The sequence below is a fragment of the Variovorax sp. 10L426 genome (assembly GCF_056395305.1).
In genome coordinates this window covers 213,309-236,609 of record NZ_JBFTJF010000010.1, presented here as the reverse complement: position 1 = coordinate 236,609, position 23,301 = coordinate 213,309, and the positions used below count along the sequence as shown (strand labels likewise).

Annotated in this window: 22 protein-coding genes and 1 pseudogene; 18 read left to right on the top strand and 5 right to left on the bottom strand. The window is 64.9% G+C overall.

The window, feature by feature from the left end; genetic code table 11:
- Positions 1 to 657 (top strand): annotated as a pseudogene (locus AC1DHL_RS16780) (hypothetical protein); the annotation flags it as partial.
- A gap of 36 nt (positions 658 to 693) precedes the next feature.
- Here the strand turns inward: AC1DHL_RS16780 and AC1DHL_RS16775 are convergent.
- Positions 694 to 1,398, bottom strand: coding sequence for a nucleotidyltransferase family protein (locus AC1DHL_RS16775; protein WP_478162695.1), 705 nt, complete (start codon positions 1,396 to 1,398; stop codon positions 694 to 696).
- 29 nt (positions 1,399 to 1,427) lie between these two features.
- The gene (gene speD, locus AC1DHL_RS16770) at positions 1,428 to 1,817 is read right to left on the bottom strand and encodes an adenosylmethionine decarboxylase (RefSeq protein ID WP_478099597.1); all 390 of its coding nucleotides are present in this window, start codon (positions 1,815 to 1,817) and stop codon (positions 1,428 to 1,430) included.
- Positions 1,818 to 1,918: 101 nt separating this feature from the next.
- Between speD and tkt the strand changes: the two genes are divergently transcribed.
- Both tkt and gap read left to right on the top strand, forming a co-directional pair.
- Positions 1,919 to 3,970: a transketolase gene (tkt, locus tag AC1DHL_RS16765; protein ID WP_478162690.1), complete on the top strand. Its 2,052-nt coding sequence runs from the start codon at positions 1,919 to 1,921 to the stop codon at positions 3,968 to 3,970.
- Between the two features lie 44 nt (positions 3,971 to 4,014).
- On the top strand, positions 4,015 to 5,016 hold the full coding sequence (gene gap, locus AC1DHL_RS16760; protein ID WP_478099601.1) for a type I glyceraldehyde-3-phosphate dehydrogenase: 1,002 nt from the start codon (positions 4,015 to 4,017) through the stop codon (positions 5,014 to 5,016).
- A gap of 67 nt (positions 5,017 to 5,083) precedes the next feature.
- Here the strand turns inward: gap and AC1DHL_RS16755 are convergent, their stop codons facing one another.
- Both AC1DHL_RS16755 and AC1DHL_RS16750 read right to left on the bottom strand, forming a co-directional pair.
- Positions 5,084 to 5,392 (bottom strand): putative quinol monooxygenase, encoded by a 309-nt coding sequence (locus tag AC1DHL_RS16755; RefSeq protein WP_478099603.1) that lies wholly within the window; start codon positions 5,390 to 5,392, stop codon positions 5,084 to 5,086.
- Between the two features lie 86 nt (positions 5,393 to 5,478).
- Positions 5,479 to 6,468, bottom strand: coding sequence for a ComEC/Rec2 family competence protein (locus AC1DHL_RS16750; RefSeq protein ID WP_478162689.1), 990 nt, complete (start codon positions 6,466 to 6,468; stop codon positions 5,479 to 5,481).
- Between the two features lie 107 nt (positions 6,469 to 6,575).
- Here AC1DHL_RS16750 and AC1DHL_RS16745 point away from each other — a divergent pair, with 107 nt between their 5' ends.
- The 7 genes from AC1DHL_RS16745 (at position 6,576) to AC1DHL_RS16715 (ending at position 14,392) form a co-directional block, all read left to right on the top strand.
- Positions 6,576 to 7,178, top strand: a complete 603-nt coding sequence (locus AC1DHL_RS16745; RefSeq protein ID WP_478099607.1) for a restriction endonuclease subunit S — start codon at positions 6,576 to 6,578, stop codon at positions 7,176 to 7,178.
- Positions 7,179 to 7,197: 19 nt separating this feature from the next.
- A complete protein-coding gene (locus tag AC1DHL_RS16740) occupies positions 7,198 to 8,712 on the top strand; it encodes a type I restriction-modification system subunit M (protein ID WP_478099609.1) in 1,515 nt (504 codons plus the stop codon).
- The gene (locus tag AC1DHL_RS16735; protein WP_478162688.1) at positions 8,705 to 9,412 is read left to right on the top strand and encodes a restriction endonuclease subunit S; all 708 of its coding nucleotides are present in this window, start codon (positions 8,705 to 8,707) and stop codon (positions 9,410 to 9,412) included. The genes AC1DHL_RS16740 and AC1DHL_RS16735 overlap by 8 nt, the downstream gene beginning before the upstream one ends.
- 107 nt (positions 9,413 to 9,519) lie before the next feature.
- Positions 9,520 to 10,011, top strand: a complete 492-nt coding sequence (locus AC1DHL_RS16730) for a hypothetical protein (protein ID WP_478099614.1) — start codon at positions 9,520 to 9,522, stop codon at positions 10,009 to 10,011.
- Complete coding sequence (locus AC1DHL_RS16725) at positions 10,008 to 10,283, top strand: type II toxin-antitoxin system RelE/ParE family toxin (RefSeq protein WP_478162687.1); 276 nt, start codon at positions 10,008 to 10,010, stop codon at positions 10,281 to 10,283. Before AC1DHL_RS16730 ends, AC1DHL_RS16725 begins: the two co-directional genes overlap by 4 nt.
- Before the next feature lie 60 nt (positions 10,284 to 10,343).
- Positions 10,344 to 13,655 (top strand): type I restriction endonuclease subunit R, encoded by a 3,312-nt coding sequence (locus AC1DHL_RS16720; protein WP_478162686.1) that lies wholly within the window; start codon positions 10,344 to 10,346, stop codon positions 13,653 to 13,655.
- Positions 13,652 to 14,392, top strand: coding sequence for a M48 family metallopeptidase (locus tag AC1DHL_RS16715; RefSeq protein ID WP_478162685.1), 741 nt, complete (start codon positions 13,652 to 13,654; stop codon positions 14,390 to 14,392). Before AC1DHL_RS16720 ends, AC1DHL_RS16715 begins: the two co-directional genes overlap by 4 nt.
- A 21-nt stretch (positions 14,393 to 14,413) precedes the next feature.
- On the opposite strand, the gene AC1DHL_RS16710 is transcribed toward AC1DHL_RS16715, so the two are convergent.
- Positions 14,414 to 14,833 carry a VOC family protein gene (locus AC1DHL_RS16710; protein ID WP_478099621.1) on the bottom strand — a complete coding sequence of 140 codons (420 nt, stop codon included), beginning with the start codon at positions 14,831 to 14,833 and terminating at the stop codon, positions 14,414 to 14,416.
- Positions 14,834 to 14,976: 143 nt separating this feature from the next.
- Here AC1DHL_RS16710 and AC1DHL_RS16705 point away from each other — a divergent pair, with 143 nt between their 5' ends.
- The 8 genes from AC1DHL_RS16705 (at position 14,977) to AC1DHL_RS16670 (ending at position 23,298) form a co-directional block, all read left to right on the top strand.
- The gene (locus AC1DHL_RS16705) at positions 14,977 to 15,624 is read left to right on the top strand and encodes a TetR/AcrR family transcriptional regulator (protein WP_478162684.1); all 648 of its coding nucleotides are present in this window, start codon (positions 14,977 to 14,979) and stop codon (positions 15,622 to 15,624) included.
- 87 nt (positions 15,625 to 15,711) lie between these two features.
- Entirely contained in the window at positions 15,712 to 16,458 is a 747-nt protein-coding gene (locus tag AC1DHL_RS16700) for a PAS domain-containing transcriptional regulator (protein WP_478162683.1), read from the top strand.
- A 191-nt stretch (positions 16,459 to 16,649) separates the two neighbouring features.
- Positions 16,650 to 17,513: an FAD binding domain-containing protein gene (locus tag AC1DHL_RS16695; RefSeq protein ID WP_478099627.1), complete on the top strand. Its 864-nt coding sequence runs from the start codon at positions 16,650 to 16,652 to the stop codon at positions 17,511 to 17,513.
- A gap of 25 nt (positions 17,514 to 17,538) precedes the next feature.
- Positions 17,539 to 18,030, top strand: a complete 492-nt coding sequence (locus AC1DHL_RS16690; protein WP_478099629.1) for a (2Fe-2S)-binding protein — start codon at positions 17,539 to 17,541, stop codon at positions 18,028 to 18,030.
- Between the two features lie 67 nt (positions 18,031 to 18,097).
- Positions 18,098 to 20,512: an aerobic carbon-monoxide dehydrogenase large subunit gene (locus AC1DHL_RS16685; RefSeq protein ID WP_478162682.1), complete on the top strand. Its 2,415-nt coding sequence runs from the start codon at positions 18,098 to 18,100 to the stop codon at positions 20,510 to 20,512.
- A 12-nt stretch (positions 20,513 to 20,524) separates the two neighbouring features.
- Complete coding sequence (locus AC1DHL_RS16680) at positions 20,525 to 21,157, top strand: SRPBCC family protein (protein ID WP_478162681.1); 633 nt, start codon at positions 20,525 to 20,527, stop codon at positions 21,155 to 21,157.
- A gap of 72 nt (positions 21,158 to 21,229) precedes the next feature.
- Complete coding sequence (locus AC1DHL_RS16675) at positions 21,230 to 22,135, top strand: AAA family ATPase (RefSeq protein WP_478162680.1); 906 nt, start codon at positions 21,230 to 21,232, stop codon at positions 22,133 to 22,135.
- A complete protein-coding gene (locus AC1DHL_RS16670) occupies positions 22,132 to 23,298 on the top strand; it encodes a vWA domain-containing protein (protein WP_478162679.1) in 1,167 nt (388 codons plus the stop codon). Before AC1DHL_RS16675 ends, AC1DHL_RS16670 begins: the two co-directional genes overlap by 4 nt.
- Positions 23,299 to 23,301: the final 3 nt, after the last annotated feature.

Sequence of the window (23,301 nt, the reverse complement as noted above, 5' to 3'; positions counted from 1 at the left end):
ATCGCGGTGACCACCAATCTGAACCAGTTCAGCAGCGTGCTGGTCGGCGGCAACTTCATGGGCCTGGCCAACTCGCCCCTGACGAGCAACTGGCAGAGCTTCGCCAGCGGCGGCGGCAACTACGGCCGCTATGCCAAGGGCGGCGTGGCRGTGGTGATTTCCAAGTCGGAGCAGAAGGCCGCCTTCATCGACCTGAAGCCGCTGTTCAGCTACGTCAACAGCGTGTATTTCAGTTCGAACGTCAGCAGCACCAGCAACCTCGGGCAGGCCGCCAACCAGTGGCCCTACACCTTCGCCCAGGTGCCTTCGCAGACGCCGACGGTGATCAAGACGGTGTCGCTGGGCGGGCGTCCGACGGCCGTGAGGACGACGGTTTCGGCCAACAGTCCGCGCGCCTGGATCGCCACGCAGGACGGCACGCTGCACATCTACAGCCTGGATGGCTACGCGCCTGGCGACTCGAACAACCTGGTGAACGTGACCGACTACGCCGGCAAGGCCATCCGCAGCTACCGCTACGGGCCGGTGGTCTTCTCCGACGGCGGCGCCTGCCCGGCGCCCAACGGATGCCCGATCAGCGGCAGCGTGGCCGAATACGGCGGCGCCATGACGCTGCCCGGCAAGCCCTTCCAGTTGTCCTCGGCCAACGTGCCCTGACGCGGGTCAGCGACCCGACACCGCAAACGGCCCGCCTTACGCGGGCCGTTTTTTTGTGTTCAGTTCAGCGAGGCGTCCGGGAGTACCCACATCGGCCCACCGCCCGGTATAGCGCTCGGCACTGACGTGCCCCGCTTTCATGGCGGCGCGCAGCAGGGGCGCCAGCGCGGCCTTGGATCCTCGCGGATTTCCTGGCGCGATGTCGCAATACGGCGAGGCGAACAGCCCGGCGCGGTACAGCGCGATGGTGGAGAAGGTGTCCTTCTGCGCGCATTCGCTCAAGGCGTTCCCGTCCGGCGCGATGCCGAAGTCGCCCTTCGGGTTGTGCGGCGGGTTCGGCACCAGCCACAAGTGCGCCAGCCGGCCACTGACTGCAAACCGATCCACCGCCTCGCGCGTGAACTTGAAGTCCGGCGCAAACACATCGCCCGCCACGACCCAGAAAATGTCACCCAGCAACGGCAGTGCGCGGACGATGCCGCCGGCCGTTTCGAGCGCCCCGCCGAAATCCCGTCCTTCATGCGAATAGGCAACGGTCGATGCCTCGAACCGCTCGCCGAAGTGCGCCTCGATCTGTTCGCCGAGCCAAGCCGTGTTGACCACAAGTCCGGTGAAGCCTCCTGCCGCCAGCGCCTCCATGGGCCACTGCATGAGCGGCTTGCCTGCGACTTCGAGCAGCGGTTTAGGCGTCGTGTCCGTCAAGGGCCGCATGCGCTCTCCGCGTCCGGCGGCAAGAATCATGGCGTTGATGGTCGATGTGTCTGGAGAACTCATGCGGCCTCTGCCTGGATCGCGCCGCGACACAGCGCATGCCGCTCGATGTGTTGCGGCATGAAGAGCGCCTCCAGCGAATTCATCACTGCATGTGCCTTGGCCGAATGATCGGCGCCGAAGTTGCAGACGTAGACATCGAGCGTCACGCTACCCTCCTCGGGCCACGTGTGCACGCACAGGTGCGACTCGGCGAGCAGCACCGTCGCCGTCACGCCGCCAGGGCCCTTCGGTGTGGCCGGGAAGGCGTGGAACAGCTCGCCGACCACTTGCAGGCCTGCGGATTCGGCCGCTTCGACACAGGACGCGCCAAGGGCTTTCGCGTCGACCAGCCAGCGTGTCGCGCAGCGGCAGTGATGAAGATCGGCAGTGAGGTGCAGTCCATGCATGGGCTGGCACTCTAGCAGCCCGTCCGCGCCTTGATCGGGGTGCCCCGACCTCGCCCGCTAAAATGCCGGGTTCCCCCTAACTCGCTCCCAGGAAGCCACAGATGGCCAACCAAGCCTTGATGGCCAACGCGATTCGCGCGCTGGCAATGGATGCCGTACAACTCGCAAACTCGGGGCATCCGGGCGCACCAATGGGCATGGCCGACATGGCTGTCGCGCTGTGGGGCGAGCATCTCAAGCACAACCCCGTCAATCCGCACTGGTTCGATCGCGACCGGTTCGTGCTGTCGAACGGCCATGCCTCGATGCTTATCTACGCGGTGCTCCACCTCACGGGTTACGACCTGCCGATCGAGGAACTGAAGCACTTCCGCCAGTTGCACAGCAAGACCGCCGGCCACCCGGAGACCGGCGTCACCCCCGGCGTCGAAACCACCACCGGGCCCCTGGGCCAGGGCATCACCAACGCCGTGGGCTTTGCCCTCGCCGAAAAGCTGCTCGCGTCGGAATTCAACCGCAAGGGCCACGACATCGTCGATCATCACACCTACGCCTTCCTCGGCGACGGCTGCCTGATGGAAGGCATCAGCCACGAAGCCGCCGCGCTCGCCGGTGCATGGAAGCTCGGCAAGCTGATCGCGCTGTACGACGACAACGGCATCTCCATCGACGGCCCCGTCAAGCCCTGGTTCGTCGACAACACCGAAGAGCGATTCAAGGCCTACGGCTGGCATGTGATCGGACCGATCGACGGCCACGACGTGAAGGACGTGTCGAAAGCCATCGAAAAGGCCAGGAAGCACGACGACCGGCCCACCCTCATCATCTGCAAGACGCAGATCGGCAAGGGCAGCCCCAACCGCGCCAACACGGCCAAGGCCCACGGCGAGCCGCTCGGCGCCGATGAAATCGGGCTGACGCGCAGCGCGCTGCAGTGGAGTCACGCTCCTTTCGAACTGCCGGCCGCCGCCTACGAAGAATGGGATGCCAAGGCAGCGGGCGTCAAGGCCGAAGCCGAGTGGAACGAGAAATTCGCCGCCTATGCGCAGGCCTTCCCCGATCTCGCGGACGAGTTCACGCGCCGCATGAAGGGAGAGCTGCCGAAGAACTTCCACCAGACGGCGTTCGACACCGTCGTGGCTGCCCACACCAAGGGCGAGACCGTCGCGTCGCGCAAGGCCTCGCAGCTCGCACTCGAAGCCTTCACCGCTGCGCTGCCCGAATTGCTCGGCGGCAGCGCCGACCTGACGGGCTCGAACCTCACCAACACCAAGAGCACGCCCAGTCTGCGTTTTGACGCCGAAGGCGCCGTGATCCGCAGCGAAGGCAACGAGCAGTTCCCCGACGGCCTGCCGGGTCGCCACATCAACTACGGCGTGCGCGAGTTCGGCATGGCGGCCATCATGAACGGCGTGGCGCTGCATGGCGGCTACATCCCCTACGGCGGCACCTTCCTGACCTTCAGCGACTACAGCCGCAATGCGATCCGCATGGCTGCGCTGATGAAACGGCGTGTGATCCACGTCTTCACGCACGACTCCATCGGCCTCGGCGAAGACGGCCCCACGCATCAGTCGATCGAGCACGCCGCCTCGCTGCGCCTGATCCCGAATCTCGACGTCTGGCGTCCGGGCGACACGGCAGAGACCGCCGTCGCCTGGGCCGTCGCGCTGCAGAACGCCAACCGTCCCACCGCGCTGCTGCTGTCGCGGCAGAACCTGCCGTACTCGCCCAAGTCGGACCTCAGCGACATCAGCAAGGGCGCCTACGTGCTGTCCGAGCCTGAGGCGGTCGGCCTGAAGAACAAGAACGTCAAGGCCGTCATCATCGCGACGGGCTCCGAAGTGCAATTGGCGCTCAAGGCCCAGCAACTGCTGGCCGCGAAGAAGATCGCAGTGCGCGTCGTCTCGATGCCGTCGACCACCGCCTTCGACCGTCAGGACGTCGCCTACAAGAAGAGCGTGCTGCCCAAGGGCACGCCGCGCATCGCCGTCGAAATGGGCGCCACGGACGGCTGGTGGAAGTACGGTGTCGCGGCCGTCGTCGGCATCGACACCTATGGCGAATCGGCGCCCGCGGGCGTGCTGTTCAAGCATTTCGGATTCACGGCAGAGAACGTCGCTGCCACGGTCGAAGCGGCGCTCAAGCGCTGAGGTCGATCGCCCTTTCGGTTTTCAATCATCCAGGAGCAAATGACATGGCTATCAAACTCGGCATCAACGGCTTCGGTCGCATCGGTCGCAACGTGCTTCGCGCGGCGGTGCAGAACTTCAAGAACGACATCGAGATCGTCGCGATCAACGACCTGCTCGAGCCGGAATATCTGGCTTACATGCTGCAGTACGACTCCGTGCACGGCCGCTTCCAGGGTGAAATCAATGTCGAAGGCAACACGCTCATCGTCAACGGCAAGAAGATCCGCCTGACCCAGGAGCGCGACCCGGCGCAACTGAAATGGAGCGACGTCGGCGCCGACATCGTGCTCGAATCCACCGGCCTCTTCCTGACCAAGGAAACGGCGCAGAAGCACATCGACGCCGGCGCGAAGAAGGTCCTTCTCTCCGCACCCAGCAAGGACGACACGCCGATGTTCGTCTACGGCGTGAACGACAAGAAGTACGCCGGCGAAGCCATCATCAGCAACGCCAGCTGCACCACCAACTGCCTCGCGCCGCTGGCCAAGGTGCTGAACGACAAGTGGGGCATCAAGCGCGGCCTGATGACCACCGTGCACGCCGCCACGGCCACGCAGAAGACCGTCGACGGCCCGAGCAACAAGGACTGGCGCGGCGGCCGCGGCATCCTCGAGAACATCATTCCGTCGAGCACCGGCGCGGCCAAGGCCGTGGGCGTGGTCATCCCCGAGCTCAACAAGAAGCTCACGGGCATGAGCTTCCGCGTGCCGACTTCCGACGTGTCGGTGGTCGACCTCACGGTCGAGCTGAACAACGCCGCCACGTACAAGGAAATCTGCGCCGAAATGAAGGCGCAGAGCGAAGGCGCGCTGAAGGGCGTGCTCGGCTACACCGAGGACAAGGTGGTCGCCACCGACTTCCGCGGCGACCCGCGCACGTCGATCTTCGACGCCGAAGCCGGCATTGCGCTGGACGGCACCTTCGTCAAGCTCGTGAGCTGGTACGACAACGAGTGGGGCTACTCGAACAAGTGCCTGGAGATGGTGCGGGTGATGGCGAAATAAGTCGGTTTCGACTGCTCTTGAAGAACGCGCCCTCGGGCGCGTTTTTGTTTTGGGGTGTGCTCAGGCCTCAGACCGGCTCCAGCACATGGATCAACCGGCTCTCCGTCCAGTCCTTCACTTTCGCCCCGTACGCCGCCATGTGCGGCGCGGCTGCATGCGCCTGCAAGTCGGCCAGCGTTTCCCATTTTTCGACCACCACGAAGGTGTCCGGTCCGAATGAAGCGCGCGAGGCAGGCATGCCGGCGGCGTCCACGGTCGCGGTGTATTCGATGCAGCCCTTTTCCGCGAGGACGGCCGGCCGATTGGCGCGGTAGGCCTCGAGGATCTGTTCGCGTTGCCCGGGCTTGGCGGTGATGACGGCGACGACGTGAATCATGTGCGGATGCTCCTTGGTAATGAACCGTCGAATTTACGAGGAACAGGCCGTGAATGCCTGTCGCGTCCAAGGCCACGCGCCGGCGGTCAGATCTTTTGGGAGATGGGCTTCGCCCTGTACCACCCGCGATCGGGCATTCCGTGCCAGTGATGAAGGCTCATGCCCTGCGTCGCGAAAGTAGTGGCGCCGCGCCGGTTCAGCGCCTCCGTCAGGATCCGACTGAGACGCTGGCGTCCTTCCAGGCTGATGGAAATGAAAGCCGACTTCGTGTGCTTGCGCTGCGATGACGGCTTGCTCTGGCCGACGATGCGGTCCAGCACCTCCGCCGACACATGGTCCAGGCTCCCTCCATTGGGTGCCTGGAGCAGGCAGAGCTTCGACGGCAGGTCGATTCCCAAGTGCTCGGCGAGGGTTGCGGCCGCGCCGAGCGCCTGCACGCCGGCCCTCCCCGTGAGCAGGATGCCGCGCCCGTCGAATTCGCCGTAGAGCACCGCGCTGGATTCGTTCTCGGCGGTGGTGGCGACGCCGGGGCGCAGGCGCTCGCTCGCGTAGCGCCGTGTCCAGTGGTCCAGTGAGCGGACAAACCTGGCGATCCTTCGCGCAGCGCTCCGGCCAGAACCGGGCGGCTGCGTGCCGAAGGCCGGCAGCAGCGTATCTAGGTACCAGTCGCACTCCGGAGACAGCACCACGAACGGCCCGATGCTTGCGCCGGCAAATGGCTCGTACACGGGAATCCCTCGGGTCTCGGCGAGCTTTCTCAGCTCACGAGCAGGGGCCATGGCAGTCCGCAGGTCTTCCGAATAGACCCACGGCCGTTGCATCCACAACTCGCCGACCGTCAGCTTGCGCAGCACCACCGCCAGCCCGTCCATGTGGTCGCTCGCCGGATGCGAACTCACCACATAGTCCACGTAAGAAGTCATGTACAGCTTCTCGATGTGCGCCACCATCTGCTCGCCCGACACCGCCGTGCCTGCGTCGTACACCAGCACTCGGTACATGCCCTCATCGCGCCATCGGACACTAATGGCTGCGCCGCCTGACTTCACAGGCAGGAAATCGACCTCGTAACCCATCGCAAAACTCCCTGAAACCTTATTTTTTGCATCACTTGAATTGATGCATTGATTTGCGACAGTGAGTCTAGCGTTTTCGAACCCTTTCGCAAGGTAGTATGTGCATCATGTCGATTCATGCACTTCGTGTCTTGTTGGGCGAGGTGGCCGGAATCAAAGCGGGCTACCCTTTCCGGGGCTCCATCGAGGAAATTCCGAACGGTTCGGTGCAAGCGGTCCAGATGAAGGACATGGACCCGATCGACGGCGTCCGCTGGCAGGGCGTGGTGCGCACGCGGCTCAGCGGTCGCCGCGAAGCCGATTGGCTCCTGCCCGACGATCTGCTGTTCGTCTCGCGAGGCAGCCGTTTCTATGCGACCTGCCTCGATGCGCCGCCGAGCCAGGCGGTCTGTGGGCCGCATCTCTTCCATTTGCGCGTCAAGTCTCGGAGCGCGGTGGTCCCGGCTTTTCTCGCATGGCAGATCAACCAGCCGCCCTTCCAGCGCGAACTGCGGCGCGCGGCCGAGGGTTCCAGCCAGTTGAGCCTGCGCCGGCCCGTGCTGGAAGCCTTGCCAGTCGGCATTCCGTCGCTGGCCGATCAGCACCGTATCGTCGAACTCGCGCGCCTCGCTCATCGAGAGCGACAGCTTCAGGCACAGCTCATTCGCAACCGCGAGCGCCTCTTCAAATCGATTGCCGAAGAGCTGGCCGGCTCTGCCAGCACCCCATAAGAAAACCCCAGGGAAACTCATGAACCAAGCAACCATCAGCCAGGACAGCATCAACGCCGCCGTCTGGACCGCGTGCGACACCTTCCGCGGCACCGTCGACTCCAGCATCTACAAGGACTATGTCCTCACGATGCTCTTCCTCAAGTACGTGTCCGACGTCTGGCAGGACCACTACGACAACTACAAGAAGCAATACGCCAACGCCGAACCCGGCTTGATCGAAGAACTCCTCAAGACCGAGCGCTTCGTGCTCCCGCCCAGCGCCAGCTTCTATGCGCTGCACGCCGCCCGCTTCGAGCCCGGCAACGGCGAGCGCATCGACAAGGCCCTGCACGCCATCGAAGACGCCAACATGGCCAAGCTGCGCGACGTCTTCCAGGACATCAGCTTCAACGCCAACAAGCTCGGCGACGAGCAGCAGAAGAACGACATCCTGCGTCACCTGCTTGAAGACTTCGCCAAGCCTGAGCTCGACCTGAGTCCCAGTCGCGTCGGCACCCTCGACGTCATCGGCAACGCCTACGAATACCTCATCAAGCAGTTCGCCTCCTCCAGCGGCAAGAAGGCCGGCGAGTTCTACACGCCGCCCGAAGTCTCCGAGCTCATGGCCCGCCTCATGGACCCGCAGGAAGGCGAGGAAATCTGCGACCCGACCTGCGGCTCAGGCTCACTCTTGCTGAAATGCGGCCGCATGATCCGCGACCGCACCGGCTCTCGCCGCTACGCGCTCTACGGGCAAGAGGCCATCGGCAGCACCTGGGCGCTCGCCAAGATGAACATGTTCCTGCACGGCGAGGACAACCACCGAATCGAATGGGGCGACACCATTCGCAACCCCAAGCTGCTGGCCAGCGACACCACGCTTCGGCACTTCGACATCGTCGTGGCGAATCCGCCCTTCAGCCTGGAGAAGTGGGGCCACGAAAGCGCCGAGACCGACCGGTTCGACCGCTTCCGCCGAGGCGTGCCGCCGCGCACCAAGGGCGACTTCGCCTTCATCCTGCACATGATCGAGACGATGAAGCCAGGCACCGGCCGCATGGCCGTCGTGGTGCCGCACGGCGTCTTGTTCCGAGGCGCGGCCGAAGGCAGGGTTCGCCAGAAGCTCGTTGAAGAAAACTTGCTCGATGCCGTCATCGGTGTGCCGGAGAAGCTCTTCTACGGGACCGGCATTCCGGCGGTTGTCCTTGTCTTTCGCAAGAACAAGAAGGACGACAAGGTTCTCTTCATCGATGCCAGCCGCGACTTCCAGGCGGGCAAGAACCAGAACCTGCTGCGCGAGGCCGATCTGGAGCGCATCCTCGCCGCGCATGCGGCGCGGCGCTCTGTCGACAAATACGCCAGCCTTGCCACGCCCGCCGCAATCGCCGCGCAGGACTACAACCTGAACATCGGTCGCTATGTCGACAGTGCCAGGGCTGCGGAGAACATCGACATGGCGGAAGTGCGGCGGGAGCGCGTTGAGATCAAACAGGAGTGGCAAGGGATCGAGGAAGAGATGGCTGGGTATTTGAAGGCGCTGGGCTATGAGTGAAAGTGTCGACGAGCGTCACGAGCTGGGGCTGCATTCAATGCCTCCCGACGGATGGAGAACCCTACGCCTGGGTGATGTCGCTGCGTTCAAGAACGGGCTGAACTTCACAGCAGCAGACGACGGCGAAGCGATCAAGATCGTCGGTGTTACCGACTTCCAGCAGCACACGCAACTCGCGAGCACCGAGGGTCTGGCGACGATCCGGGTGTCACGCAAAGTTCGCGACGAAGAGTTGCTGGCTTCCGGCGACTTGCTGTTCGTTCGGTCGAATGGAAACAAGGCGCTGGTCGGAAGGTGTCTCTACTTTCCGGCCGTGTCGGAGAGACTTGCTTTTTCGGGCTTCACGATTCGTGGGCGCGTGAACCGGGAAGTGCTGCTCCCTGAGTTCGCCGCTTCCCTGATGCGATCCGAAGCGGCGCGCCGCCAAATGGCGCTGGCCGGTGGCGGAACAAACATCAGCAATCTGAGCCAGGAGGCGTTGGGGCGCATCCTGATCCACGTTCCTCCGTTGGCCGAGCAACTCCACATCGTTCAAGTGCTGGGCACCTGGGATCGAGCGATCGGAATTGCGGAGCGTCAGGCGGCCTTGCTGAAGCGAGAGAAGGATGGGCTCATGGCGGACCTTCTTGGCGGCAAGCGCCGCACTTCCGGTCCGGGGAGCAATGGAACAGCCAACCGACATAAGGACGATGTCGCGTGATGCAACGGGTGTCATGTCGCGCGGAAAGGCGCGGGGCTGGTTGCACAAATACTAAGTAACATGCACAATTTTATTTACTGATGCTCCGTCAGGGGCCTGAGGAAATCATGAGCATCCATACCATCGATACGGCCAAGGCCAAGCGCATGGTCGAAGCCGCGGCGATTGGCGGTGCCTCGATCATCGGCCAGCCTGGCGGCTGGTCCGTCGTGCTGAAGCTGGGCCTGCAGGAGAAGCCGCTCGGCGCCCAGCGCAGCGACAAGCCGCGCACTTGGCGCAGCCTCGACACGTGCGTGGCGTACCTGAAGAACGAATTGCACATCGTTCGCTTCGAACTGCTCGATGCCACGAACCACAGCAAGGTGGCGCGCGAAGGCGAGGGCAAGCCACGGCGCGAGGACGCCGCCGAGCGGCTGCGTCAGGCGCATGCGGCCGCCGAACATGACCGATGGTTTCGCGCACAGGTGGAGATTGGCCTCGCGGAAGCCGACGATCCGGGTGCCGAGTGGGTCAGCCACGAAAACGTGAAAGCCGACTGGGCCAAGCAGCGCGCTGAGTTGCTCGCGCGTGCGTCCAGATCCGGGCCTGCGGCCGAATGATCGTCGTCTGGCTGCGCCGGGCAACCCGAGACCGTCACTCACAGATCGATTACATCGCCAAGGACAACCCACTCGCGGCGGTCTCCCAGATCGACCGCATCGACCACCAGCTCGACATGCTCATCGAGCACCCCGAAATGGGCCGAGCTGGCCGCCAGCCAGGAACCCGTGAGCTCGTGATCAGCCGCACGCCATTTATCGTCATCTACCGGCTCCACGGCGAACGCATCGAAGTGCTTCGCCTGCTGCATGGCGCGCAGCGGTGGCCTTAACCCGGAACGCGCAACCTTGACGGTCTTTTCTTTTGTGCCACGGCGAAGGAGTGCCAACGTGTGAGTCTCGCCCTCAGTACCCGTGAACAGCACAGCGCTCATGTGCCGGCGCTTCACATCCTCTGCAACCTGGGCTGGCAATTCCTGACTTCCTCGGGGTGCGTTGAGTTGCGGTCCGGCACGCGCGAGGTCCTTCTCAAACCACGGCTCATCGAATTCCTCCAGACCCGCCGATTCGACTACAAGGGCACGCTGTATCCGTTGTCCCCGAGCGCCGTCGACCAGATCCTGCGCGAACTCACGTCGTTGGGTCTTGGCGATGGCTTGCTCGCGGCCAACGAGCGCCTCTATGCCAAGCTCTCTTTCGGCATCACCGTCACCGAGTTCATGCCGGACGGCAAGAAGCATCAGCCGACGATCACGGTCATCGACTGGGCCGACCCTGCCGCCAATCGCTTCGACGTGACGGAAGAACTTCGTGTGCTCTCCAGCCAGGGAACGCACCATCGCTCGCCGGACATCGTTGGCTATGTAAATGGCATCCCGCTGGTCGTGATAGAAGCGAAGCGGCCCAACGGTTCTCACCGCAGCAGCGGCCAGAGCGACGCGATGGTGCGCGAAGGCATCAGCCAACACCTGCGCAACCAGCGCGATGGCGAGGTGCCGCATCTCTTCGCATATGCGCAGTTGTTGCTTTCCATCAGCCAGACCGAAGGCCGCTACGGCACCACACGCACCCCGGCCAAGTTCTGGGCGCACTGGAATAGGGAGGAAGAGTTCGACGACGCGCACATGCATGCGGTCAAGAACCAACGACTCCCGGCCGAGGCGCACGCCGCCCTCTTCGAAGGCAAGTCCGACGCCCTGCGTGCCTGGTTCGAATCTCTATGGGCGCTACCGGTGCTGCCGAATGAGCAGGACCGCCTACTGGTGAGCCTGCTCACGCCGTCGCGGTTGCTCGAACTGTTGCGCGGCTTCGTCCTGTTCGATCGCAAGGTGGGAAAGATCGTCGCGCGCCATCAGCAGTTCTTCGGCGTGCGTGCGTTGCTGAAGCGCCTTGCTCCATTGCGGCCGGACGGTTCGCGCGAAGGCGGCGTGATCTGGCACACCACGGGCTCGGGCAAGAGTTTCACGATGGTCTTTCTGACCAAGGCGCTCTTGCTGAGCGATGGACTGAAGGAATGCCGCGTGGTGGTGGTGACCGACCGGCTGGACCTGGAACGTCAGTTGGCGCGCAACTTCATCACGGGCGGCGCCTTCGGATCGTCGATCGCGACGCAGAAGGAAGGCGAGCGCAGCAAGGCCGCCACAGGCCGGGACCTGGCAAAGCGCATCGGGCAGGGCACCGAGCGGATCACCTTTGCGCTGGTTCAGAAGTTCAACACTGCTTCGCGACTGCCCGAGTGCCGCAACGATTCGCCGAATGTGATCGTGCTGGTCGACGAAGGCCACCGCAGCCACGGCGGCGAAACGCACGAGCGGATGAAGAAGGCGCTGCCGAATGCCGCCTATGTCGCTTTCACGGGCACGCCGCTGTTGAAGGATGAGAAGACGGCGAGCAAGTTCGGCCCGATCGTGCATGCGTACACGATGCAGCGCGCGGTCGACGATCACACGGTCGCTCCGCTGCTCTACGAAGAGCGCGTGCCCGAACTCGCGATCAATGCGCAGGCGGTGGATCGCTGGTTCGACAAGATCACGGCGGGGCTTGCCGATGCGCAGTGCGCCGACCTGAAGAAGAAGTACGCGAGCCGGGGCGCGGTTTACGGCGCGGCCAACCGGATCGAGCTGATCGCGTGGGACATTGCGCTGCATTTCAGCGAGAACATCAAGAAGATCGCGCCCGGCCTGAAGGGGCAGCTCGCTGCGGCAAGCAAGCGCGATGCGATCCGCTACAAGAAGGCGCTGGACGAGACGGGGCTGGTCACCAGCGCAGTGGTGATGTCTCCACCGGACACGCGGGAGGGCAACACCGAGGTCGACGAAGACAGCCTGCCGGAGTTGCAGAAGTGGTGGAGGCAGAACGTGCTTGCCGCCGGCCTCGACGCCACGGCGTACGAAAAGCAGGTTCTGCAGGATTTCGGTTCCGACGGCGAGCCCGATCTGCTCATCGTGGTCGACCGGCTTCTCACGGGTTTCGACGAACCGCGCAATGCGGTGCTCTACATCGACAAGCCGCTCAAGAGCCACAACCTGATCCAGGCGGTGGCGCGGGTGAACCGGCTGCACGATGCGAAGCGCCATGGCCTGCTGGTCGACTACCGGGGCATCCTCAAGGAGCTGGACACGGCGATCCGCGCTTACCAGGACCTGGAGACGCGCACGCAGGGTGGCTTCGACGTGGCCGATCTGGCGGGCTTGTATGCGCAGGTCGGCACGGAATACAAGCGGTTGCCGGCGCTGCACGAAGCGGTGTGGTCGTTCTTCAAGGGCGTGGCGAATCGCAACGACCCGGAACAACTGCGGCAGGCGTTGAGCCCGCGCTTCGCGAGCGACGGCGCGGGCGGCGAGTACGACGAGCGGCAGAAGCTGCGCGATGACTTCTCGCTGGCGCTGACGGCCTTTGGCCAGTGCCTGCAAACCGCGTTGTCATCGCGGAGCTTCTTCGAGGATCGCGCTTTTTCCGAAACGCTGATCGCACGCTACAAGCAGGATCTGCGCTTTCTGGGCGATGTGCGGCAGACGGCTCGGCGTGACGCGATGGAAACGGTCGACTACGGCGAGTACGAAGAGCAGATCCGCAAGCTGGTCGACACGCAGGTGATCGGCACCGAGGTGCGCGAGTCCGGCGGCAGGTATGTCGTTCACAAGCTGGCCGAGGCCGAGGCGGCCGATGCGTGGTCCGAAGAAAAGGCGCGCAACGAGGCGGACCTGATACGGACGCGGTTGCGCAAGACCATCGAGCAGGATCTGGCCGACGATCCTTATGCGCAGCGGGTGTTTTCCGATCTGCTGAAGAGTGCCATTGCCGAGGCCGAGGCCATGTTCAACCACCCGCGCAAGCAGTACGCGCTGTTCCGCGAGTTCGAGAACCGCGTGGACCAGCGCGCGACGCCGGGCATGCCGGATGTACTGACCCACCATCCGCAAGCCCGGGCGTACTTGGGCGCGATCCTGCTGGTGCTGGGCGATAAAGCATCCGCGGCGCTGGATGCGGCTGAGCGAAGCCGCTACGTCGATCACGCGCTCGCCATCAGCCAAGTGGTTCAGCATGCGGTCGCGGAACACTCGCTGAATCCGCAGAGCATCGAGGCTGCCATCCGCAAGGATCTGCTGACTCGTCTCTATGGCACTTTGGGGCTGGACAAGGCGGGCGAGGTGATCGGCCATGTACTCCAGATCACGCGGGTCGGCCTGAGCCGCCGGGAATGAGTACGTCGGCATTTCGCAGCTTTCGCTATGGCGACGAGTTGATTCGTTTCCAAGTCCGCGCTCATGGCGGGCGTACGACGCAGCGCATTTCAATCCACGTGGAGCCCGAGGGCAGCGTCTTGGTGGACGCGCCCGCGCACGCGACGGACGCGGCGATCCTTGCCGCCGTGCAGCGACGCGCCGGCTGGATCGGCCGTCACGTTGCCGACGGTCGCCGGCGCATGGCTCACGTCCTTCCGATGGAGTACGTCAGCGGCGAATCGTTGCTCTATCTGGGGCGACGCTATCGGCTCAAGGTCGTGATCGACACGGATGCCTCCGGCATGGCGCGAATGCGCGGCGGCTGCATCGAAGTCACGACCGCACAACGCGATCCGGAGCAGATTCGTGCGGCGCTCGAAGGTTGGTATGGCATCCGCGCCTGCGAAGTGCTGAACGCCCGGGTCGGTGCCGTTGCAGCATCTTTACGCTGGGTCGGCACGCCGCCGCCCGTGCGCCTGCAGGCCATGAAGCGCCAGTGGGGAAGCTGTTCACCGACCGGCCGCCTGACGCTGAACCCGCATCTCGTCAAGGCGCAGCGCGAGTGCATCGACTACGTGATCGTCCACGAGCTATGCCACCTGAAAGCACACAACCACGGCCCTGGCTTTCATCGTCTGCTCGAAGCGCACATGCCGGGTTGGCGTGAGGTGAAGGCGCGGCTGGACGGGCTGGCCGAACAACTGCTGCGAATGTGACGGCTGCTTCCGGCAGCGCGATCACGCCGGATGCATCACCACCACCATCCACGAGACCCCGAACCGGTCCGCGACCATGCCGAAGGCCGGAGAAAAGAAGGTCTTCCCCAGCGGCATCTGCACCTGCCCGCCGTCACCCAGCGCGGTGAACAGGCGATTGGCTTCGGCCTCGTCAGCGGCAAGCAGCGATAGCGAGATGCCCTGGAACACCGGCTTTCCGCCGTTGTTGCCATCCGATGCCATGAGCGTCGTCTCGCCGATCGTGAAGCTCGAGTGCATCACCTTCTCGGCGGCGCCGGGAGGGCACATCTCTGGCGACTTGGGCTCGGGCATCTCCTTGAAGCGCATCAGCGAGGTGACCTGCGCGCCGACGGCCTTGCGGTAGAACTCAAGCGCTTCTTCGCAACGACCGTCGAACATCAAATAGGGCTGGACTTGCATGAGGATCTCCTTGGGAGGAATGGGTGGGCCAATGGGCAATTGAGGGCGTGCAGGCGACTGCACGGTGCGACGCAGCTTGCTTTGTGTACGACGTCCACAAGACAATAGCAAAGACAATGGACGCTGTCCACATGAAAAGATCGATGACCACGCCCACAGCCCTGGCTCCGGCCGCCCGAAGCACCTATCGCCATGGCGATCTCCGGCGTGCCCTCCTGAAGGCCGGCGTCGAACTGGCGCGCGCCGGCGGCCCTGAAGCGGTGGTGTTGCGCGAGGCGACGCGCCGCGCGGGCGTGGTGCCGAACGCGGCGTATCGGCATTTCGCGAGCCGCCAGGCGCTGTTGCAGGCTGTGCGGGCGGCGGCCCTGTCAGCGGTCGCGCGCGCGATGGAAATTGAACTGGCGGCGCTGCAACCGGCACGGGATCCGGTGGAATTCGCTCGCGCGAGCGTGCGCGCAGTGGGCACTGGCTATCTTCGCTTCGCGCAGGCCGAGACCGGCCTGTTCCGCACTGCCTTTGCAACGCCGGTCGATGTGAACGACGAGCCTGCCGAAGCGAAAAGCGGTCACAGCGGATTGAATCCTTTCGAACTGCTGGGCGCCGCGCTCGACCGTCTCGTGGAGGCAGGGGCGATGCCGGCAGAGCGTCGCCCCGGCGCCGAATTCCTCGCCTGGTCGGCGGTGCATGGACTGGCCCTGCTCATCATCGATGGACCCCTGCGTGGCATGCCCCCGTCGCAAGCTGACGCGCTGGGTCAGCGAGTGATCGACATGGTCGAGAAGGGCCTGTAGCCGCCGGGTCAGCCCTCTGCGCAAGCTTGCGCAAACGGTGCTTCAATCGAGTTCCAGGTCTTCCAAGGCCGGACCATGGAGACACGAATGCAAAGCCGCAGTCCTCTGTATCTGCTCGAGCGCTCGGACGTCGGCGTGGTCCAACTCGACCGCGAACTGAAGGTCGTGGCGATGAACAGCTTCGCGCGCCGCGTGCTGCCCGTGGAGGACAAGCAGCCCTTCGAGAAGATGGTCTTGTCCTTCCACCCGGAGCGTTCGCAGCCCAAGGTCAAGTTCCTGCTCGACCAGGCCGAGTGTCCGGTCAGCAATCCGCCGCCGATGACGATGATCATCAACATCCCCGAGCGGGTGCTGCTGATCAAGGTGGCCAAGCTCTCGGACCTGCGCGGCGACACCGCGAGCTACACGTTGATCTTCTACGACATCACCGAGTTGGTTTCGGGGGAAGAGCCCGCCGTGCAGAAGCCGCAGGCCAAGCGACAGTTGCAGAAGATCCCGACGGTGTCGCAGAACAGGATCGTGCTCGTCGATGTGGAAGCGGTGACTTACATCCGTTCCGAAGGTCACTACACGTGGGTCAGCACCGCGCTGGGGTCGAGCTTCTGCAACCTCAACATCAGCGACCTCGCCGAGCGGCTCGACGGCGAGTCGTTCCTGCGCATTCATCGAAGCTACATCGCGAACCTCGACTTCGCCGAACAGATCCTGCGCGACGACGGCAAGGTCAGCCTCAAGTTGCGCGGCGAAGCCACGCCATTGCCGGTCGCGCGAACCAGCGTGCCGCGCCTGCTGGAACAGCTCGGCATTGCCGAGATCGACGCGTTGCGCAGCTGATCGGGGATAACCCGCAATAGCTTCCGGCTGCGTGCATTTCATGCGCCGATCAACGCGTTTCGTGCGCGTGTCCTCGTCGTTCGTGCGTCGGTCGCCTCGATCCGGTTCAGTGGTCTTAAGTTCGCAAGACGCGAGCCGGAGAGTTCCGCGGCCGGCTGCACGACAGCGAAGCACACAAGGAGACAGCCACGATGATTCCCCCCGGATTCGACTACCACGCGCCCCGCTCGGTGGGCGACGCGATCCAGCTTCTCGGCAGCCTCGGCGGCGACGCGAAGCTGCTGGCTGGCGGCCACAGCCTGCTGCCGATGATGAAGCTGCGCTTTGCGCAGCCGGCGCACTTGATCGACCTCAACCGCATCGACGCGCTGCGCGGCATCCGCGAAGACGGGGCCACCGTCGTGATCGGCGCGATGACTGTCGAGAACGAACTCATCGATTCCGCGGTGCTGCGCGAGAAGGTGCCACTGCTGCCTGAGGCCGCGCGACAGATCGGCGATCCGCAGGTGCGCAATCGCGGCACGATCGGAGGCGACATCGCGCACGGCGATCCGGGTAATGACCATCCGGCGCTCTCCATTGCGCTCGATGCCGTCTTCGTGCTCGAAGGGCCGAAGGGCCGGCGCGAAGTGAAGGCCGACGGCTTTTTCCAGGGCACCTACGTGACCGACATGGCCGAGGACGAGATCCTCGTCGAGATCCGCGTACCCGCCTTGGGTCCGAAGACCGGCTACGCCTACGAGAAGCTCAAGCGCAAGACAGGCGACTGGGCGACGGCCGCCGCCGCCGTGGTGCTGCGCATGGATGGCGGCAACGTGAGCCATGCGCGCATCGCGCTCACCAACGTCGCGCCGACTGCACTGCGCGCTGCCGATGCCGAGGCGGCGCTCCTGGGCAAGCCGCTGAGCGACGCGACCATCGCCGATGCCGCCGCCAAGGCGATGGCGATCTGCGACCCGGCCGAAGACCTGCGCGGCGACCGCGACTACAAGACCGCGATGGCCGGCCAGATGGTGAAGCGTGCCATCGCGAAGGCCGCGGCGCGTTGCAAGTAGCGAACAACAAGACGGAGACACACGCATGGCCAAGCAACTCATTACTGTGAGCATCAACGGCAAGCGCATCGAAAAGGCTGTCGAGCCCCGCATGCTGTTGATTCACTTCCTGCGCGAGGAATGCCAGCTCACCGGCGCGCACATCGGCTGCGAGACCAGTCATTGCGGTGCCTGCACCGTCGACCTCGACGGCCAGTCCGTCAAGAGCTGCACGCATCTCGCGGTGCAGTGCGACGGTTCCGAGGTGCTCACGGTCGAAGGCCTCGCGCAAGGTGCGGTGCTGCACGCGGTGCAGGAAGGCTTCTACAAGGAGCACGGCCTGCAATGCGGCTTCTGCACGCCCGGCATGCTGATGCGGGCCTATCGCTTCCTGCAGGAGAACCCGGATCCCACCGAGGACGAAGTCCGCGTGGGCATGAGCGGCAATCTCTGTCGCTGTACGGGCTACCAGAACATCGTCAAGGCGGTGCTGCATGCGGCCGCGAAGCTGCAGCAGACCGAAAAGGTGGTCGCATGAGCACGCACGGCCGCCCGAAGTGCGAATTCCCCCTTGGGGGGACGGCGCGAAGCGCCAAGGGGGCAGCATGAACGCCCCGATCGACCCCAAGCTGCTCGAACGCAGCGCCGCGCTGCAGGGCCTTGGCGACAGCCGCCTGCGCAAGGAAGACGCCCGCTTCATCCAGGGCAAGGGCAACTATGTCGACGACATCAAGATGCCCGGCATGGTGCACATGGACATCGTGCGCTCGCCCGTCGCGCATGCGCGCATCAAGAAGATCGACAAGACCGAGGCGCTGAAGGTGCCCGGCGTCATCGCGGTGCTGACCGCGGACGACCTCAAGCCGCTCAAGCTGCACTGGATGCCGACGCTCGCGGGCGACGTGCAAGCCGTCCTGGCCGACGAGAAGGTGCACTTCCAAATGCAGGAGGTGGCCGTCGTCATTGCCGAGGACCGCTACGCGGCAGCTGACGGCGTGGAGGCAGTCCTGGTCGAGTACGACGAACTGCCCGTCGTGATCGACCCCTTCGCGGCGCTCGAACCGGACGCGCCCGTGCTGCGCGAAGACCTCGCCGGCAAGACCGACGGTGCGCATGGCAAGCGCGACCACCCCAATCACATCTTCACCTGGGAGGCCGGCGACAAGGCGGCGGCCGATGCTGCCTTTGCCGCCGCACCGGTGACGGTGGCTGAGCGCATCTTCTATCCGCGCGTGCACCCGTGCCCGCTCGAAACCTGCGGCTGCGTCGCCAGCTTCGACCCGGTGCGCGGTGAGTTGACGACGTTCATGACCTCGCAGGCGCCGCACGTCGTGCGCACCGTGGTCTCGCTGCTGTCGGGTTTGCCGGAATCGAAGATACGTATCGTCTCGCCCGACATCGGCGGCGGCTTCGGCAACAAGGTCGGCGTGTACCCGGGCTACGTGTGTGCGATCGTCGCAAGCATCGTGCTGGGCAAGCCGGTCAAGTGGATCGAGGACCGCATCGAGAACATCTCGAGCACCGCCTTTGCGCGCGACTATCACATGGACGGCGAACTCGCCGCCACGGCGGACGGCAAGATCCTGGGTCTGCGCGTCAACGTCGTCGCCGACCACGGCGCCTTCGACGCCTGTGCCGATCCGACCAAGTACCCGGCGGGCATGTTCCACATCTGCTCGGGCTCCTACGACATTCCGGCGGCGTGGTGCAGCGTCAAGGGCGTCTACACGAACAAGGCGCCGGGCGGCGTGGCCTACCGGTGCTCGTTCCGCGTGACCGAGGCCGTGTACGTCATCGAGCGCATGGTGGACATCCTGGCGCAGAAGCTGGGCATGGACAAGGCCGAGATCCGGGCGAAGAACTTCATTCGCAAGGAGCAGTTCCCGTATACCTCGGCCTTCGGCTTCGAGTACGACTCGGGCGACTACCACACGGCGTTGCAGAAGGTGCTCGACGCCTGCGACTACAAGGGCCTGCGCGCGGAGCAGGCCGCGAAGCGCGCAGACCCGAACTGCCCGACGCTCATGGGCATCGGCCTCGTTGCCTTCACCGAAGTGGTCGGCGCGGGACCGAGCAAGATGTGCGACATCCTCGGCGTCGGCATGTTCGACAGTTGCGAGATCCGCGTGCATCCCACCGGCAGTGCGATCGCGCGCATGGGCACGATCAACCAGGGTCAGGGTCATCCGACGACCTACGCGCAGATCATCGCCACCGAACTCGGCCTCCCTTCGGAAGTGATTCAGGTCGAGGAAGGAGATACCTCCACGGCACCCTACGGCCTCGGCACCTATGGCTCGCGCTCGACGCCGGTCGGCGGTGCGGCGGTCGCGATGGCGGCACGGAAGATCCACGCCAAGGCTCGAAAGATCGCCGCGCACCTGCTCGAAGTCGGCGAGAACGACCTCGACTGGGAGATCGACCGCTTCAAGGTCAAGGGTGACGACGCCCGATTCAAGTCGATGAAGGACATCTGCTGGGCCGCCTACCACCAGGCGCCGCCAGGGCTCGAACCCGGGCTGGAGGCCGTGCACTACTACGACCCGCCCAACTTCACCTTCCCCTTCGGCATCTACCTGTGCGTGGTCGACATCGACCGCGGCACCGGCGAGACCAAGGTGCGTCGCTTCTACGCGCTGGACGATTGCGGCACGCGGATCAACCCGATGATCATCGAAGGCCAGATCCACGGCGGGCTCACCGAAGGCTATGCCGTGGCGATGGGCCAGCAGATGCCCTTCGACGCGCAGGGGAACCTGCTCGGCAATACGCTGATGGACTATTTCCTGCCTACGGCGGTGGAAACGCCGAAGTGGGAAACGGACCATACCGTGACGCCGTCGCCGCACCATCCGATCGGCGCCAAGGGCGTGGCCGAGTCCCCGCATGTGGGTTCGATCCCGACCTTCACCTCGGCGGTGGTCGACGCTTTCTCGCACCTCGGCGTGAAGCACATGGTGATGCCGCACAGCGCGTACCGCGTCTGGCAGCAGTTGAAGCAAAGCGGCGTCGCGCTCTGAAGAAGGGACACGATGGAAGTCAAGCTCGACAAACACTATCCGCTCGAAGTCGACCAGGCACGCGCATGGGCTGTGCTGAGCGACGTGAAGTCTGTCGCCGGCTGCATGCCGGGCGCGGCGATCACCGAACAGGTCGACGGCACGCACTACAAGGGCAATGTCAAGGTCAAGGTGGGTCCGGCGACGGCGGCCTTTGCCGGCGACATCGAAGTGCGTGCGCTCGATGAAGCCGCCATGCGGCTGGAGCTGTTCGGCAAAGGCGCCGATCGCGGAGGCTCATCCGCGTCGATGGGCCTGACCGCCACGATCGAAGCCGGTGAAACGCCCGCGACGTCGGTGCTGGTCGGGCAAGCCACGGTCACCGTCAATGGCAAGTTCGCGCAGTTCGGCAGCCGATTGATGGTTCAGGTGTCGGACATGCTGCTTGCGCAATTCGTCGACAACTTCCGTGCGACGGCAGCGGCGTTGTCCGGGCCGGCCGCGGCAGTGAGCGATCCCGCGGCATCCGGTGTTCCGGTCGAATCCGCACCGTCCGCCGCAGCAGCGGCGCCTGTGCCCGTCGCGCCTCGCGAGATCAATGCGCTCGCCATGCTGTGGGGGCTCGTCAAGGGTTGGTTCGCGGGCCTGATCGGCAAGCGCGCCTGATGGCGTCATGAGCGCCGCGCCGGGCCGCCCCAAGCAAGCTCGCACCGCAGTGCGCGGCACGGAGGTTACCCAGTGACCGAAGCCGAGTTGCGCGAATCGCTCTACCGCGCAGGCTATATCGCCGACGAGGCGTTGGCCACCACCTTGTGGCTTGCCGGCGAATTGCAAAGACCATTGCTGGTGGAAGGCGACGCCGGCGTCGGCAAGACCTCGCTGGCAGGTGCCCTGGCGCGCGCGCGGGGACAGGCGCTTGTGCGGCTGCAATGCCACGAAGGCCTGGATCTTTCGCAGGCCGCCTATGAGTGGAACTACGGGCGTCAGCTGCTCGCGATCAGACTGCACGAGACACAGCCGCAGGGCATGAAGGAGGCCGACCTCTTCGCGCGCGACTACCTGCTCGAACGCCCCTTGCTGCAAGCCATATCGAGCGACGCGCCCTGCGTGTTGCTGATCGACGAGATCGACCGCGCCGACGAAGCCTTCGAGGCCTTCCTGCTCGAAGTGCTTGCGGACTATCAGATCACCGTGCCCGAACTCGGCACCGTGCATGCGAAGCACGTACCGCAGGTCGTGCTGACCAGCAACGGCACGCGCGAGCTCTCGGACGCCCTTCGACGCCGCTGCCTCTATCACTACCTCGAATACCCGACGCTCGCGCGCGAGATCGCCATCGTGCGCGCGACGCTGCCACAGGCCGAAGGCGCTCTGGTCGAGCAGGCCGTGGCTTTCGTGCAGCGCCTCCGCCGCGAGGACCTGGAGAAGGTGCCGGGCGTCGCCGAGACGCTGGACTGGGTGCGCGCGCTGCACCGGCTCGATTTCAAGGCAATGCCCGAAGATCCACATGCCCTTGTGGGCACCTTGGCATGCCTGCTCAAGACCCGGGGGGATCGCTTCCAGCTTGGCGAGGAGCGCGTGCGACAACTCATCGAAGGCCGGCGGACGGTCGGCGTAGCCGAGAAGGCGTCGCAGCCCACATGAACACGATCGCGCGCCCCCTCGAAAGCATTGCCGGATTCGCGGCACTGCTGCGCGACCACGGCCTGAAGGTTGGCGTGGCGGAGCAGCAGGCCATGGTGAGCGCCGCGCTGCGCGTGCCGATCGAACGTGCAGCGCGCCTCGATGCGGCCTGGCGTTCGATCGCCTGCCATGACGCGCGCGACTGGCGACGCTGGCCTGAATTGTTCGACCGCTATTGGCATCCTGGCCGCACCAAGGGAAAGACCCGCACCAGCGGCGAGACCCGCCCGAGCCGCAATCTCCAGCAGGTGGTGAAAAGCCTGCATGACAGCCTCGACCGCTCGCCACCGCGTTCGCATCCGTCGATGTCCGACACCGCCTTGCACGCACCTGCCGTCGAACCGAACGAGGACGGCATTTCGCGTGCCCAGGGCGGTGCGAGCCGTGTCGATGCGTTGCACGATCGCTCGCTCTCCCAATGGCTGCCGCAGGATCTTTCCGAACTCGAACGCATGGCCGAACAGATCGCGCAACGGCTGCGCAAACGCCTGACGCGCCGCTGGCACGACAGCGCGCGGGGCCGTCGCCTCGATGTGCGGCGCACGCTGCGGGCGAGCCTTCGCACCGGCGGCCTGCCCGTTCATCCGGTGTGGCGCGCGCCGCGGCGCGAATGGCCGCGTCTCTTCATCCTCGTCGATGTGAGCCGTTCGATGGAAACCCACGCGCAGCTTTTCCTGCGCATCGCGCGGGCCTTCGTGTCCGCGATGAATGCGCGCGTGTTCGTCTTCCACACGCGGTTGGCTGAAGTCACGCCGTTGCTGCGCAGCGATTCGGCGGCGGTGCAGGAAAAGGTCAACGCCGTGACCGCCGGCTTCGGCGGCGGAACGCGCATTGCAACCAGCCTGGCCGACTTCCACGCGGTGCACGCGCGCGCACAGCTCACGCGCAATGCGCGCGTCTGGGTGCTGTCCGACGGCTTCGATGCCGATGAACCGGAGCGGCTGGCCGAAGAACTGGCGCATGTGCGCCGACGCGGCGCGCGCATTCGCTGGTTCCATCCGACCGAGCGGCCGCCAGCGTCGCAGGCGATCCAGGGTGTCTTCGCGCACGGCGGTCTGGTCGAGGGCTTTTCACGCCTGAACAGCCTGCGTGACCTGGCCGAACTCGCGGGCCACCTGCACTGAACA